The organism is Streptomyces sp. col6, assembly GCF_008042035.1.
In the GTDB taxonomy this organism is placed as follows: Bacteria; Actinomycetota; Actinomycetes; order Streptomycetales; family Streptomycetaceae; genus Streptomyces.
In genome coordinates this window covers 312557-325847 of the sequence record NZ_RDBL01000002.1, presented here as the reverse complement: position 1 = coordinate 325847, position 13291 = coordinate 312557, and the positions used below count along the sequence as shown (strand labels likewise).

General features: G+C 71.5%; 15 protein-coding genes. 4 read left to right on the top strand and 11 right to left on the bottom strand.

What is annotated here, in order from left to right; all coding sequences use genetic code 11:
* A partial coding sequence (locus tag EAO73_RS01595; protein ID WP_147969976.1) for a fibronectin type III domain-containing protein occupies nucleotides 1-393 on the bottom strand: 393 nt, incomplete at its 3' end.
* Nucleotides 394-525: 132 nt separating this feature from the next.
* On the opposite strand from EAO73_RS01595, the gene EAO73_RS01590 reads away from it, so the two are divergent.
* Both EAO73_RS01590 and EAO73_RS01585 read left to right on the top strand, forming a co-directional pair.
* Nucleotides 526-1587 (top strand): amidohydrolase family protein, encoded by a 1062-nt coding sequence (locus EAO73_RS01590; RefSeq protein WP_224756141.1) that lies wholly within the window; start codon nucleotides 526-528, stop codon nucleotides 1585-1587.
* A 37-nt stretch (nucleotides 1588-1624) separates the two neighbouring features.
* Nucleotides 1625-2215: a TIGR03086 family metal-binding protein gene (locus EAO73_RS01585; RefSeq protein WP_147969641.1), complete on the top strand. Its 591-nt coding sequence runs from the start codon at nucleotides 1625-1627 to the stop codon at nucleotides 2213-2215.
* Nucleotides 2216-2254: 39 nt separating this feature from the next.
* Here the strand turns inward: EAO73_RS01585 and EAO73_RS01580 are convergent, their stop codons facing one another.
* Nucleotides 2255-2938 carry an alpha/beta fold hydrolase gene (locus EAO73_RS01580; RefSeq protein ID WP_191133895.1) on the bottom strand — a complete coding sequence of 228 codons (684 nt, stop codon included), beginning with the start codon at nucleotides 2936-2938 and terminating at the stop codon, nucleotides 2255-2257.
* Nucleotides 2939-3046: 108 nt separating this feature from the next.
* On the opposite strand from EAO73_RS01580, the gene EAO73_RS01575 reads away from it, so the two are divergent.
* The gene (locus EAO73_RS01575) at nucleotides 3047-3829 is read left to right on the top strand and encodes a chitosanase (RefSeq protein ID WP_412074558.1); all 783 of its coding nucleotides are present in this window, start codon (nucleotides 3047-3049) and stop codon (nucleotides 3827-3829) included.
* A 108-nt stretch (nucleotides 3830-3937) separates the two neighbouring features.
* Nucleotides 3938-4801 (top strand): chitosanase, encoded by an 864-nt coding sequence (locus tag EAO73_RS01570; RefSeq protein ID WP_147969639.1) that lies wholly within the window; start codon nucleotides 3938-3940, stop codon nucleotides 4799-4801.
* Nucleotides 4802-4857: 56 nt separating this feature from the next.
* Here EAO73_RS01570 and EAO73_RS01565 read toward each other — a convergent pair whose 3' ends face one another.
* From EAO73_RS01565 to EAO73_RS01525, 9 genes are all read right to left on the bottom strand, one after another.
* Entirely contained in the window at nucleotides 4858-6309 is a 1452-nt protein-coding gene (locus EAO73_RS01565; RefSeq protein ID WP_191133894.1) for a nucleobase:cation symporter-2 family protein, read from the bottom strand.
* A 279-nt stretch (nucleotides 6310-6588) separates the two neighbouring features.
* Nucleotides 6589-7986, bottom strand: coding sequence for an 8-oxoguanine deaminase (locus EAO73_RS01560; RefSeq protein WP_147969638.1), 1398 nt, complete (start codon nucleotides 7984-7986; stop codon nucleotides 6589-6591).
* A 42-nt stretch (nucleotides 7987-8028) separates the two neighbouring features.
* Entirely contained in the window at nucleotides 8029-9426 is a 1398-nt protein-coding gene (locus EAO73_RS01555; RefSeq protein ID WP_147969637.1) for a nucleobase:cation symporter-2 family protein, read from the bottom strand.
* 67 nt (nucleotides 9427-9493) lie between these two features.
* The gene (gene pucL, locus EAO73_RS01550; protein ID WP_147969636.1) at nucleotides 9494-10417 is read right to left on the bottom strand and encodes a factor-independent urate hydroxylase; all 924 of its coding nucleotides are present in this window, start codon (nucleotides 10415-10417) and stop codon (nucleotides 9494-9496) included.
* A gap of 7 nt (nucleotides 10418-10424) precedes the next feature.
* On the bottom strand, nucleotides 10425-10817 hold the full coding sequence (gene uraH / locus EAO73_RS01545) for a hydroxyisourate hydrolase (protein WP_147969635.1): 393 nt from the start codon (nucleotides 10815-10817) through the stop codon (nucleotides 10425-10427).
* Nucleotides 10818-10836: 19 nt separating this feature from the next.
* Nucleotides 10837-11346, bottom strand: a complete 510-nt coding sequence (uraD, locus tag EAO73_RS01540) for a 2-oxo-4-hydroxy-4-carboxy-5-ureidoimidazoline decarboxylase (RefSeq protein ID WP_147969634.1) — start codon at nucleotides 11344-11346, stop codon at nucleotides 10837-10839.
* Nucleotides 11347-11522: 176 nt separating this feature from the next.
* On the bottom strand, nucleotides 11523-11900 hold the full coding sequence (locus EAO73_RS01535; RefSeq protein WP_132900979.1) for a helix-turn-helix domain-containing protein: 378 nt from the start codon (nucleotides 11898-11900) through the stop codon (nucleotides 11523-11525).
* The gene (locus EAO73_RS01530; RefSeq protein ID WP_093704808.1) at nucleotides 11897-12148 is read right to left on the bottom strand and encodes a hypothetical protein; all 252 of its coding nucleotides are present in this window, start codon (nucleotides 12146-12148) and stop codon (nucleotides 11897-11899) included. The genes EAO73_RS01535 and EAO73_RS01530 overlap by 4 nt, the downstream gene beginning before the upstream one ends.
* A 65-nt stretch (nucleotides 12149-12213) precedes the next feature.
* On the bottom strand, nucleotides 12214-13291 hold a 1078-nt coding region (locus EAO73_RS01525), incomplete at its 5' end, for a lactonase family protein (protein ID WP_147969972.1).

Genomic DNA, 13291 nt, shown 5'->3' with positions numbered 1-13291 from the left:
GGTCGGGGCGGGGGTGGTGACGGAGGCGGCGGCGCTCGGCGCGGAGAGGTTGCCGGCCGCGTCGCGGGCGCGGACGGTGAAGGTGTAGGCGGTGGACGCGGTGAGCCCGTCGATGTCGATCATCACCCGGCTCGCGGCGACGGACTTGACCTTCTTGCCCTGGCGGTAGACGTCGTACCCGGTGACGGCCGTGTCGTCGGTGGCCGCCTCCCACATGACGTGCGCGGAGGTGGCGCTGCTCGCCTGCGCGGTCACCCCGTGCGGCGCGGTGGGCTTCCTGGTGTCCGCCTCGGCCTCCGAGCCGCAGGCGGTGGTGAGTGCGGCGACGAGCAGGGCGGCGGAACAGGCCAACGCGGCATGCGTGTGGGGGGATCGCACGGTCTTGCCTTCCATCCGGGAGCAATGGTCCAGACCTGTATCGCATGCGGTGGGGGTCGCCGACAAGAGGACGGAGCGGAACCTTCCGCAATGTGCCGGTGTGCCCCCGGCCCGTGGCGCGCGCGGCGGCTGACGTACCGTCGGCGGATGCTGTGCGTACGAGGTGTGGTGCTGCCGGAGCGCGAGGAGCGGGCGTTCTGGATCGAGGGCGAGGTGCTGCGGGAGGGCGAGCCGCCGGGCGGGTTCGCGGGACGGCACGCCGAGACCGTCGTCGACGGCGGCTGGCTGCTGCCGGGCCTCGTCGACGTACACACCCACCCCGGGGCCACCGACACGAGCAAGCCGTTCGACGAGGAGCTGTTGCGCGAGCAGTTGCGCGCGCACCGCGACGCCGGGGTCCTCGCCGTCCGCACTCCCGGTACGGCCGCGCGGATGCCGGCCTGGGTCGACGAGGACCGGGAACTCCCCCGGGTCACCTCGGCGGGGCGGTGGCTGGCCACACCCGGCCGGTTCTTCCCCGGCTTCGGCCGCGACGTGAGCGAGGCGGACCTGGTCCGGGCCGCCCTGGAGGAGTCGGCGGCCTCCTCCGGCTGGTGCAAGGTCGTCGGGGACTGGCGGCAGGACGAGCCCCCGGTGCCGCTCGCGCTCCTCACCGAGGTGGTGACCGCCGTCCACACGGCGGGCGGCAAGGTCGCGGTGCACTGCCAGACCGCCGAGGGCACGCGCAACGCGGTGCTCGCGGGGGCGGACAGCCTGGAGCACGGGATGCATCTGGATCCTGGACTGCTGGACCGGATGGCGGCGCAGGGCACGGCGTTCGTGCCGACGCTGGCCGCGTTCGGCAGCGGCGTGGACGCGATGCGCGCCCGGGAGCCGAGTGTGCGCCGCGATCTGTGGCTGGCCGGCTGGGAGACCATGTTCGGCAACGTCCGGGCCGCCCACGAGGCGGGCGTCACGGTGCTGGCGGGCACCGACTCGTTCCCCTGCGGGACCGTCGCGAGCGAATCGGCCTGGTTGGCGCGGGCCGGGCTGCCCGCCGGGGCGGCGCTCGGCGCGGCTTCCTGGACGGCCCGCTCCTGGCTCGGCCTGCCCGGACTGGTGGACGGGGCACCGGCCGACCTCGTCGCGTACGACACCGACCCGACGGCCGATCCGGCGGCGCTGGACCACCCTCGCCGGATCGTTCTGCGGGGACACGTGGTGCGCTGAGCGATGAGTTGCGGGCGGTCCGGCAGTCTGCACGGGTATGGACACACAACCGCTGGATCTGGAGCCCGCCGCCCGTCGGATCACCGCTCAGCTCGACGCCCTCGACGACGCCGCGCTCGGGGCCGCCACCCCGTGCCCCGGGGTGACCGTGGGCGCGCTGCTCGCCCATGTCGAGGGCCTGGCCGTCGCCTTCCGCGACGCGGCCCGCAAGGACCTCGGAACGACCACCGACCACGCCCCCTCGGTGGAGTCCGGCGTCCTGGAGCCGGGCTGGCGCAGCACGCTGCCCGCCGCGCTCGACGAGATGGTGGCCGCCTGGCGCTCCCCGGACGCCTGGGAGGGCATGACCAGGGCGGGCAGCGTGGACCTGCCGGGACAGGTGGCGGGGATGGTCGCGCTCAACGAGCTGGTGCTGCACGGCTGGGACCTGGCGAAGGCGACCGGGCAGCCGTTCGACGCCGAGGACGCCCACCTGCACAACTCGCTCGCGCTGCTCGCCGAGCTGGGCGACAACCCGCCCGCCGGCTCGCCGTTCGGACCGCCGGTCCCGGTCGCCGAGAACGCGCCGCTGCTGGACCGGGCCGTCGCCCGGGGCGGCCGGCGGCCGGACTGGCGGCCGGAGGGCTGAGGGCTGAGACGGGCGGGGCGCACGCACGCGCCCCGCGCCTCAGCTCGTGAAGAACTCCGTGATCCGCTGGGCGACCTGTTCGGGATCGGTCCGGTGCGGGCTGTGGCCGCCGCCGAGGGTGACGAGGTGGCAGTCCGGGATCAGCGACGCCATGTCCTGGAGCCGCCCCTGCGGCATCGTGCTGCCCGGCCCGCCCGCCAGGATCAGCGTCGGCGCGACGATCTCGCCGAGCCCCTCCACCCACGCGGGATCGGGATCGGCCAGCTCGGCGTTCACGGAGGCGAGCACGGCCTCGTCGTAGTCGGCCGGCCCGTCCGGGACGACCGCCGGGCCCGCCGCGCCGGGGAACGGCGGCGGGGTCTCCACCAGCACCAGCCGCTCCACCCGGTCCGGGTGCTCCTGCGCCAGGAGGTGGGCGACGACCCCGCCCATGCCGTGGCCGACCACGCCCGCCCGGTCCAGCTCGCACTCGTCCAGGAATCCGAGCACGTCGTCGCGCATCAGCTCCAGGTCGTACTCGTCGGGCCAGTCGCTCTCGCCGTGGCCGCGCAGGTCGATCCCGTACACCCGCCACTCCTGCCCCAGCAGGCTCCCGGCCGCTTCCCAGCTCGCCGCGCTCGCGCCGAGGTCGTGCAGCAGTACGACGGGCGACCCGAACGGGTCACCCCAGCTCCGGTATGCCAGCCGCACGTCACCGACATCCACCACAGACTGATCATCCATGCCCCCGACGCTACCGCCGAATGCGCCGGTCACACGCCGCCGGCCTGGCAGGCTGGACCGGTGAAGCTCTCCGCGCGTTCCCTGGTCACCCCGCTTGCCGCCCTCCTGATGTCCGCCACCGCGCTCACCGGCTGCGCCCAGGCCGGGGGTTCGTCCGGCAAGGGCTCCGGCGCCGGGCTCGCGGCCACGGCGAAGAAGGACATCGCCATGCAACTCGTCTCCAGCGCGGAGAACTCGACGCTGGACTGGAAGGCCCAGTACAGGTACATCGAGGACATCGGGGACGGGCGCGGCTACACGGGCGGCATCATCGGCTTCTGCTCCGGGACCGGTGACATGCTCCGGGTCGTGGAGCGGTACGCGAAGTCCCGGCCGGGCAACGCGCTGGAGCGGTTCCTGCCCGCACTGCGGGAGGTGAGGGGCAGCGACGCGCACACGGGGCTCGGCGGGCCGTTCACCCGGGCCTGGGCCGAGGCGGCGGGGGACGCGAGGTTCCGCGAGGCGCAGGACGCCGAGCGGGACGCCTCGTACTTCGATCCGGCGGTGCGCCGGGCGAAGCAGGACGGGCTCGGGACGCTGGGGCAGTTCGTCTACTACGACGCGTACGTCATGCACGGGGAGGCCGACGCGGACGGCAGCACCGGCTTCCGAACGATCCGGGACCGGGCGCTCGACGACGCCCGCTCCCCCGCCGACGGCGGTGACGAGACCGCGTATCTCGACGCCTTCCTCGACGCCCGCGTCGCCGCGATCCGCGAGGAGCCGTCGCACAGTGACACCAGCCGGGTGGAGACCGCCCAGCGCGTCTTCCTCCGCAACGGCAACCTGAGCCTGGATCCGCCCCTGATCTGGAAGGTCTACGGCGACCGCTACGAGATCAAGCGCTCCTAGCGCGGGCCGCTCAACTCACCTCTGTCGAAGGGGTGTACGCCTACGTTCGATCCTGATAGGAAAGCTTCCTAACAGAACACCGGAACGACGAACTCCCCTGGAGGACAGGTGTACGCTCCCCACAAGCGCACCGCACGTCGCACCACCCGGTCCGCGCGCGTCGCGCTCGTCGCGCTCGGACTGACCCTCACGGCGGTGCCCGCCACCGCCTTCGCCGGCCCCACCCCCGCCCCCACGGCGGCTCACCAACCGGAGGCGGCCTCGACCGGTCTCGACGATCCGGCGAAGAAGGACATCGCCATGCAACTGGTCTCCAGCGCGGAGAACTCCTCGCTGGACTGGAAGGCGCAGTACGGCTACATCGAGGACATCGGCGACGGCCGCGGCTACACCGCGGGCATCATCGGATTCTGTTCCGGCACCGGCGACATGCTCGACCTGGTGGAGCTGTACACGCAGCGCAAGCCGGACAACGTGCTGGCCGGGTATCTGCCGGCCCTGCGCGAGGTGGACGGCAGCGACTCGCACGACGGCCTGGACCCGGGCTTCCAGGACGCCTGGGAGACGGCCGCCCAGGATCCGGACTTCCAGCAGGCGCAGAACGACGAGCGCGACCGGGTGTACTTCGACCCGGCCGTCAGCCGGGGCAAGAGCGACGGCCTGGGTACGCTCGGCCAGTTCGCGTACTACGACGCCATCGTGATGCACGGCGACGGCGGCGACAGCACGAGCTTCGGATCCATCCGGCAGCGGGCCCTGGAGAAGGCGAAGCCGCCGGCGCAGGGCGGTGACGAGGTGGCCTACCTCGATGCCTTCCTGGACGCGCGGGTGTGGGCCATGGAGCAGGAGGAGGCCCACTCGGACACCAGCCGGGTGGACACCGCCCAGCGGGTCTTCCTGCGGAACGGCAATCTGAACCTGGACCCGCCGCTCGACTGGAAGGTCTACGGGGACAGCTTCCACATCGGCTGAACCACGCGTGGCGCGTACGGGCAACCCCGCACGCGCCACGCTCAATTGACGCTACGTCAGTGGGCAGCGACCTCCATCGCCTTGACCGGGTCGTGGCCGCCGGGTGCGGTCCCCGCCTCCTGCGAATCCGGTGTGCGGCCGAGGTGGTTGAAGGCCAGGTTGAGGACGATCGCCACGACGCAGCCCGTCGAGATCCCGGAGTCGAGGACGACCAGGAGGTCCTTCGGGAAGGCGTGGTAGAAGTCCGGCGCGGCGATCGGGATCAGCCCGACGCCGACGGCCGCGGCGACGATCAGCGCGTTCTCGCCCTTCTCCAGCGCGGCACCGGCCAGGGTCTGGATGCCGCTGGCCGCGACCGAGCCGAACAGGACGATGCCCGCGCCGCCGAGGACCGGCAGCGGCACCAGTGCAATGACGGACGCGGCGACCGGGACCAGGCCGAGCAGGATGAGGATGCCGCCGCCGGCCGCGACCACGAAGCGGCTGCGGACCTTGGTCATCGCGACGAGGCCGATGTTCTGGGCGAAGGCGCTGCACATGAAGCCGTTGAACAGCGGGCTGATGGCACTGCCCAGGGTGTCGGCGCGCAGACCGCCCTCGATGGTCCGTTCGTCGGCGGGGCGGTCGACGATCTTGCCGAGGGCCAGCATGTCCGCCGTCGACTCGGTCATACAGACCAGCATCACGATGCTCATCGAGACGATCGCGGCGATCTCGAACTGCGGGGCCCCGAAGTGGAACGGCGTGGGGAAGCCGATCGCGTCGGCGTTCTTGATCGCACCGAAGTCGGTGATGCCGACGGGGATCGCGATCAGGGTGCCGATGATCAGCCCCAGCAGGATCGCGATCTGCTGGAGGAAGCCGCGGAGGAGTTTACGCAGGGCCAGCACCACGACCAGGGTGACCGCCGCCATCGTGATGTTGGTGGTGGAGCCGTAGTCGTGGGCGGTGGCGTTGCCGCCCTGGGACCAGTTGAAGGCGACGGGCAGCAGAGAGACACCGATCAGGGTGATGACCGTGCCGGTGACCACCGGTGGGAAGAAGCGGACCAGTTTGCAGAAGTAGGGGGCGAGGACGAAGCCCAGGAGGCTCGCCACGATGATCGCGCCGAAGATGACGGCGATCCCGTCGTGCCCCCGGTCCTTGCCGATCGCCACCATCGGGGTCACACCGGCGAACGAGACGCCGTTGACGAACGGCAGCCGGGCGCCTATCCGCCAGAAGCCGAGCGTCTGGAGCAGGGTGGCTATGCCCGCGGTGAACAGGCTCGCCCCCATCAGGAAGGCGGTCTCCTTCGGGGTGAGGCCCACGGCGGGCCCCACGATCATGGGCGGGGCCACCACACCCGCGTACATCGCGGCCACGTGCTGGAGGCCGCTGGTGAACATCTTCAGCGGGGGGAGCGTTTCGTCGACCGGATGCTTCCGGTCGGACGGGGCCGTCTCCGGCGCGCCGTCGGGGTGGGGGGTCGCACTTGCGTCGTCGCGAAACCTGGGCGTAGCTGCCACGGCGGTTCCTCCGGTCGGTTACACGTCGGCGGTGACGTGGGGTTCAGGGAGGTGGAACCGGGGCCGGTCCGGCTGACCGGGCCCCGTGTGCTGCGGTGGTGCGGTGAGGCAGGTCGTCCAGCTGGTGCGGTCAGCCGGTGTCGCCGGTACGGGAGGCGCGTACGCGTGTGCGGCGCGCCTCCCGTACCGGTTGCCGCGGGCCCCGCTCGGGTCCGCGGCGGCCGGGCCGAGGGCCGTCCCCCTCGTCCGGCCGGTATCGGGATCGCCGGGCCGGGTCCGTCAGGCTCCGGCGGCGATCTGCGCGAGGCGGCGGGCCTCGTCGCGGGTGGCGCGGGCGATGGCGTCCTCGTCCGCGGTGACCAGGCGGCCGGACTCGACGACCGGCTTGCCGTCGACCAGCGAGAGCGTGACCGGGGCGGCGGCGCCGAAGACGAGCGCGGTGACCGGGTCGGCGATGGAGGCGTGGGCGAGGGTGTCCAGCTTCCACAGGACCAGGTCGGCGAGCTTGCCGGCCTCCAGGGAGCCGGTCTGGGCGGCCCGGCCGAGGACCTGGGCGCCACCGTAGGTGCCCAGGCGCAGGGCCTGACGGGCGTTCAGGGCTCGTTCGCGGTGGGGGCCGAGGCGGTTGATGAGGAGGGCGTTGCGCAGTTCGGTGTGCAGCTCGCCGGACTCGTTGGACGCGGTGCCGTCGACGCCGAGGCCGACCGGGACGCCGGCGGCGAGCATGTCCGGGACGCGGGCGATGCCTGCGGCGAGGCGGGCGTTGGAGGACGGGCAGTGGGCGACGCCGGTGCCGGTGCGGGCGAAGGCGGCGATGTCGGAGTCGTTCATGTGGACGCAGTGCGCCATCCACACGTCCTCGCCGAGCCAGCCGGTGGACTCGAAGTAGTCGGTCGGGCCCATGCCGAACAGCTCGTGGCAGAACTTCTCCTCCTCCACGGTCTCCGAGCCGTGGGTGTGCAGCCGCACGCCCTTGCGCCGGGCCAGTTCGGCGCCCTGGCGCATGAGTTCGGTGGATACGGAGAACGGCGAGCAGGGGGCGACGGCGACCTGGGTCATCGCGTCGAAGGAGGCGTCGTGGTGGGCGTCGACGGTCGCCTCGGTGGCGGCGAGCGCACCCTCCAGGGTCTCCACGGCGAAGTCCGGGGGCAGCCCGCCGTCCTTCTCGCTGCGGTCCATGGAGCCCCGGGCGAGGGTGAAGCGTACGCCCATGTCGCGGGCGGCCCCGATGATGGCGCCGGACAGGTCGCCGGAGCCCTTCGGGAAGACGTAGTGGTGGTCCATCGCGGTGGTGACGCCGCCCAGCGCCATCATGGCGAGCGAGCCCTGTGCGGCTGCGCGGGCCATCTGCTCGTCGATGCGCGCCCACGTCGGGTACAGCGCGACCAGCCAGTTGAAGAGGTTGTGGTCCGTGGCCAGGCCGCGGGTGATCCACTGGTAGAAGTGGTGGTGCGTGTTGATCAGGCCGGGCGTGGCGAGGTGCCCGGTGCCGTCGATCCGGCGTACCACGTTCTCCAGGCCCTCGGGTGCCCGGCCGGCGCCGACGGACTCGATGCGGTTGCCGGCGACGACGACATAGCCCGAGGCGTACTCGGTGTCGGCGGCGTCGACGGTCGCGATCGAACAGTTCTCGATGACGATGCGTTCCACCCGGTCGGGGGCTGCCGGTGCTGCCATGGTGCTTCCTTCTCTCATGCGGGATGTGGGCACGGCAGGACCCTAGGAGGATTTGAGTGCCACGGCGGTGCGGCCGTGGGTGCCGAGATGGTGGAAGAACAGGTTGAGCAGGACCGCGACGAGCGCTCCCGCACTGATGCCGGAGCCCAGGACGGTCTGGGCCCAGGACGGGAAGTCCGCGTAGAAGCCGGGCGCGGCGAGCGGCACGATGCCCGCGCCGAGGGCCACGGCGACGAGGATGATGTTGGAGCTGTCGTCGAGCCCGGCCTCGGAGAGCGTACGGATGCCGCTGACCGCGATCGAGCCGAACAGGACGATGCCGGCGCCGCCGAGCACGGGCATCGGGACGAGCGAGACGACCGCGCCGAGCACCGGGAAGAGGCCGAGGACCAGCAGGGCGGCGCCCGCCGCGGCGACGACGTAGCGGCTGCGGACCTTGGTGAGCGAGACGACGCCCACGTTCTGCGCGAAGGCGCTGGTGGGGAAGCCGCCGAAGACGGGGCCGATGAGGGTGGCGAGGCCGTCGGTGCGCAGGCCGCGGGTGAGGGTGCGTCCGTCGGTGCGGCGGTCGCAGATCTCACCGACGGCCAGCATCCCGGCGGAGGACTCGGTCATCAGGACGAGCATCACGATGCACAGGGAGAGGATCGCGGCCGGCTGGAACTCCGGCGCGCCGAAGGCGAACGGCGTGGGCACGGCGGCGAGCGGGGCGTCGCGCAGCGAGGAGAAGTCCGCGAGCCCGAACGGCACGGCGGCCAGTGTGCCGATCAACAGACCCATCAGCAGCGCGACTTGGCGCAGGAATCCGCGACCGAAGCGCTGGATCAGCAGGATGACGACCAGGGTGAACGCGGCGAGCGCGAGGTACTTCATGTCGCCGAAGTCGGCGGCCGTCTTGTCGCCGCCCTGCGCCCAGGAGACCGGTACGGGCATCAGGGTCACCCCGATGAGGGTGATGACGACCCCGGTGACCAGGGGCGGGAAGAAGCGCAGGAGTCTGCCGAAGAACGGCCCGACGGCCAGGCAGAACACTCCGGCGACGAGCACCGCCCCGTAGATCGCGGGGAGTTGGTGTCCGGGCGCGTTGGTCTCGGCGATGGCGAGCATCGGGGCGATGCCGGCGGAGGACGCGGCGTTCACGAACGGCAGCCGGTTTCCGGCGAGGCCGCGGATGCCGAGGGTCTGGAGCAGGGTGGCGCAGCCGGCGATGAGCAGGCTTGCCGCGATGAGCCGGGTCATGCCCGCCGCGTCGAGGCCGACGGCCTGTCCGATGATCAGCGGAGGGGTGACGACACCCGCGTACATGGCGGCGATGTGCTGGAGCGCGGCCGGCAGGAGCCGCGAGGGGGTGAGTTTCTCGTCCACCGGATGCACCGCACGCACCGGCGGGGTGGAACAGGGGCCTTCTGCTTCCGCGGGCCCGGATGCTGGCTGTGCCATGAGGGTTCCCTCCGGCCCGGCCGGTGCCCGTCCATGAGGAACGGGCGGGCACCGGCGCGGCGCCGCGTCAGAGGTTGGTCATGTCGACCGGGATCTGCGGCTCGACGCCGTCCCGCAGCACGGTGCCCTCGATGAGCCCGTACGGACGGTCGGCCGCGAAGTACACCTCGTTGTCGTTCTTGAGGCCGAACGGCTCCAGATCGACGAGGAAGTGGTGGTTGTTCGGCAGCGAGAAGCGGATCTCGTCGATCTCGCTGCGGTTGTTGATGATGCGCGAACCCATCTGGTACAGGGTCTGCTGGAGCGAGAGCGAGTAGGTCTCGGCGAAGGCGTGCAGCATGTGCTTGCGCGCCTGCTCGTACGACTTCTCCCAGTTCGGCATGCGCTGCTCGTCGCTGGTCCAGTTGTAGCGCCAGCGGGCGGAGACGTCGGTCGCGAGGATGCGGTCGTACGCCTCCTTGAGCGTCGTGTACTTGTCCTTGACGTAGCCCCAGAACTCGGAGTTGGTCGAGTTCATCACGGTCAGGTCCTTGAGCCCGGAGATGACCTGCCACTTCTCACCGTCGTAGGTGATCTGGGCGGTGCGGATCTCCTGGTTCTTGCGGACGAAGGAGTGCTTGACCTCGTCGGACCCGATGAAGCGGGAGTTGGCGTCGGAGGTGGCGATGCGCTCCCAGGCATACTCCTCGATGCGGATGCGCGCCGTCTTGATCGGCTCCTGCGAGGTCACGAAGTGACGGGCGAGGTGGATGCCGAACTGCTCGGCGGACTCGATCCCGTGCTCCTTGGCGAACGCGAACACCGTGTTCTTGGTGGTGTCCGTGGGCAGGACGTGCGCGTTGGAGCCGGAGTAGTGGACGTCGTCCATCTCGCCGGAGAGAGCGACCGAGACGTTCAGGTCCTTGATGTGGTGGGTGTCGCCGTCCCGCGTGATCTTGACGACGCGGTTCTCTGCTTTGCCGTACTGGTTCTGGCCGAGAATCGTGGGCATGTGTCTGCTAGCTCCCTCGGTATACGGAGTAGCCGAACGGGTTGAGCAGCAGCGGTACGTGGTAGTGCTCGCCCGGGGCGACGGCGAAAGTGATCGCCACCTCGGGGAAGAACGCGCCGCTGTCCCTTACGCGGGGGGCGTCCTGCTGCGCCTCGGCTTGCTTCTTGGCGGTGAAGTACGACTCGGTCTCGAAGTCGAGCCGTACATGGGTGGTGCCTTCCGGCAGGGCCGGCAGGTCCCTGCAGCGCCCGTCCGCATCGGTCGCGGAACCGCCGAGCGCCACCCAGTCCGCGTCGCCGCCCGAGCGGGCGGCGAGCGAGACGGCGACGTCCGCGGCGGGGCGGCCGATGCTGGTGTCCAGGATGTGGGTGGACACCGATGCGGTGGCGAAGGTGCTCAAGACCTTCCCTCTCCTTCTGTTACGCGTCTTCCGTGACGAGGCGGGTGAGACGGATGCGGTTGATCTTGCCCAGTTCGGTGCGCACGATCCCCCGCTCCTGCTCGGGCGAGTTCCCGGTCCGGGACTTCACCGCGTCGCGCATCTGCTCACCGGTGGCCCCGGTGGCGCAGATCAGGAAGACATGTCCGAACCGCTCCTGGTAGGCCAGGTTGAGTTCGAGCATCTCGGCCTTGAGCTCCTCGGAGGCCCCGGCCATCCCCCGCTGTTCACGGGAGGAGGTCGGGTCCCCGGGCTTCGGGCGGCCGATCGGCGGGTGACCGGCCATGGCCTCGGCCAGGTCCTCCGCGCCGAGTGCCGCCGTGGCGGTGTCGCTCGCGGAGAGCAGGGCTTCGGTGGTGGCGTACGGGCGGTGGGAGAGGATCGCTCTTCCCCATGCCGCACTGGCACACACCTCGTGCAGTGCGGCGGCCGCCTCGGCGTCCGCCTGGGTGTTGAACCGGGCGAGGCCCGGCGTGGAGCTCGAAGTCACGGGAGCCTCCGTGGCTGTTCTTCGCTGTGCGTTGGTCGGGCTGCGGATAGCTAACGCCCTCCGCAACACGACGTCAACAGTTTGTTGAAATTCCGTATACAGAAAAAGCCGCCGCCCGGTGGTACGGGCGGCGGCTTGATCGATCATGCGTCAAACGGCTGTGCGTGCGTGTCCAACTACCCGCTCTTCGCGCCGTTTTCCCTGTTCAGGTAGTTGTACACGGTGAACCGGGAGACTCCCAGGGCCCCCGCCACGGTCTCCACCCCGTGTCGTACGGAGAAGGCACCGCGTGCCTCCAGAAGCCGGACGGCCTCCTGCTTGGCCTTGCGGTCCAGCTCGGCCAGCGGCATGCCGTGCCGGCGCTCCATGGCCGCCAGGATGTGGTCCAGCGACTCCGAGAGCTGCGGCAGCCGGACCGCCACGACGTCCTCGCCCTCCCAGGCCAGCACCACGTCGTCGGGGTGCGCGTCCCCCGGCCCGAGCAGTTCGGCGCCCATGGCGTCGGCGAGCGGCTTCACTGCGGTGACGAGGGGGTGGTCCACCGGTCCGGTCACTTCGGGTCCTCTCCGATGACGTTGACCTGGAGCGAGACCCGGGTGGCACCCGATGCCAGCGCCTGCCGCAGCAGGCTGTCCACGGCGGTGAGCACCTGGTCGGCACCGCCCTCCGCCGTGTTGCCGAACGGGCCGACGTCCACGGCGTCCAGCTCGGCCGACTGGATGACCTCGCGCGCCACGACCGCGTGCGCGGGCGCCTCGTCGAGGTCGAAGGGCTCGGTGGTGAACTCCACTCTCAAGCGCATGGTGCCTCCCTGATACGTCGCACCGCGTCCGGTGCGACCTGCGGCTCGGGCTCGACCCTAGCGCCCTACACCGGCAGCACGCAGACGGCCGCCGGAGCCGCGTACGGGGTGCCGACCGGGGTCAGCGCGCCGGAGGAGGTGTCCACCCGGAAGGTGGTGACCGTGCCGGACTTCTGGTTGGCGGCGAGAAGCAGGGTGCCGTCCGGCGAGAAGGCGGTGTGCCGGGGGAAGTCGCCGCCGACCGGCACGGTGTCGAGCAGGCGCAGCGCGGCCCCGCCGTCCTCGATCGCGTACCGGGTGATGCTGTTGTGCCCCCGGTTGGCGAGGTAGGCGAACCGGCCGTCCGCCGTGACCAGGAACTGGGCGGGGTAGCTGGTCCCGGAGCCGGTGCCGGTGGGCTGCGGGTCACCCGGGGTGAGGGTTCCGGTGGCGGGGTCGTAGCCGCAGACGACGGCCGTGTTGTCCAGCTCGCAGGCCAGGTACGCGTGCCGGCCGTCGGGGTGGAAGGTGAGGTGGCGGGGCCCGGCTCCCGGCCGCAGCGCGGCGTACGAGAGCTGTTCCAGGGTGCCGGCCGTCTCGTCGAGCCGGTACGTGTAGACCGTGTCGTTGCCCAGGTCGACGGCGAGTATGTGGCCGCCGTCGGGGGCGGTGATGATCTGGTGCGCGTGCGGGCCGTCCTGGCCAGGTCCGGGGGCGGGTGAGCTGTGGGCCACCAGGTCGGTGCGCTCCCCCACCGATCCGTCCTCGGCCAGCGGGTGCACGGCGACGCTGCCGGAGGTGTAGTTGGCGCTGAACAGCCACCGCCCTCCCGGGTGGACCGAGAGGTGACAGGGGCCGGCGCCGCCGGTGGACCGGGTGCCCAGGACCCGGAAGGTGCCGTCGTCGGCGAGGGCGACCGCGGTGACCCCGCCGTTCTGCTGCTCGTCGACGGCGTAGAGCGTGCCGCCCGTGGGGTGGAGGGCGAGGTACGAGGGATTCTCGACGCCGGTGACGACGGTGCGGCCGGTGATGCTCCCGGCCGCCGGGTCGTACCCGGCGACGCCTATGCCGGTGCCGCCGGGGCTGGTCGAGGTGTAGGTGCCCAGGTAGAGGGTGCGGGTGCTCCGGGTGGCGGGATGTGCGGGGTGCGCCGGGCGGTGGGGG

Excerpts from the sequence above, each read along its gene's own strand:
- EAO73_RS01590 (WP_224756141.1), top strand. The coding sequence starts at position 526 with ATGCTGTGCGTACGAGGTGTGGTGCTGCCGGAGCGCGAGGAGCGGGCG.
- EAO73_RS01585 (WP_147969641.1), top strand. The coding sequence starts at position 1,625 with ATGGACACACAACCGCTGGATCTGGAGCCCGCCGCCCGTCGGATCACC.
- EAO73_RS01580 (WP_191133895.1), bottom strand. The coding sequence starts at position 2,938 with ATGGATGATCAGTCTGTGGTGGATGTCGGTGACGTGCGGCTGGCATAC.
- EAO73_RS01575 (WP_412074558.1), top strand. The coding sequence starts at position 3,047 with ATGTCCGCCACCGCGCTCACCGGCTGCGCCCAGGCCGGGGGTTCGTCC.
- EAO73_RS01560 (WP_147969638.1), bottom strand. The coding sequence starts at position 7,986 with ATGGCAGCACCGGCAGCCCCCGACCGGGTGGAACGCATCGTCATCGAG.
- EAO73_RS01555 (WP_147969637.1), bottom strand. The coding sequence starts at position 9,426 with ATGGCACAGCCAGCATCCGGGCCCGCGGAAGCAGAAGGCCCCTGTTCC.
- pucL (WP_147969636.1), bottom strand. The coding sequence starts at position 10,417 with ATGCCCACGATTCTCGGCCAGAACCAGTACGGCAAAGCAGAGAACCGC.
- EAO73_RS01530 (WP_093704808.1), bottom strand. The coding sequence starts at position 12,148 with ATGCGCTTGAGAGTGGAGTTCACCACCGAGCCCTTCGACCTCGACGAG.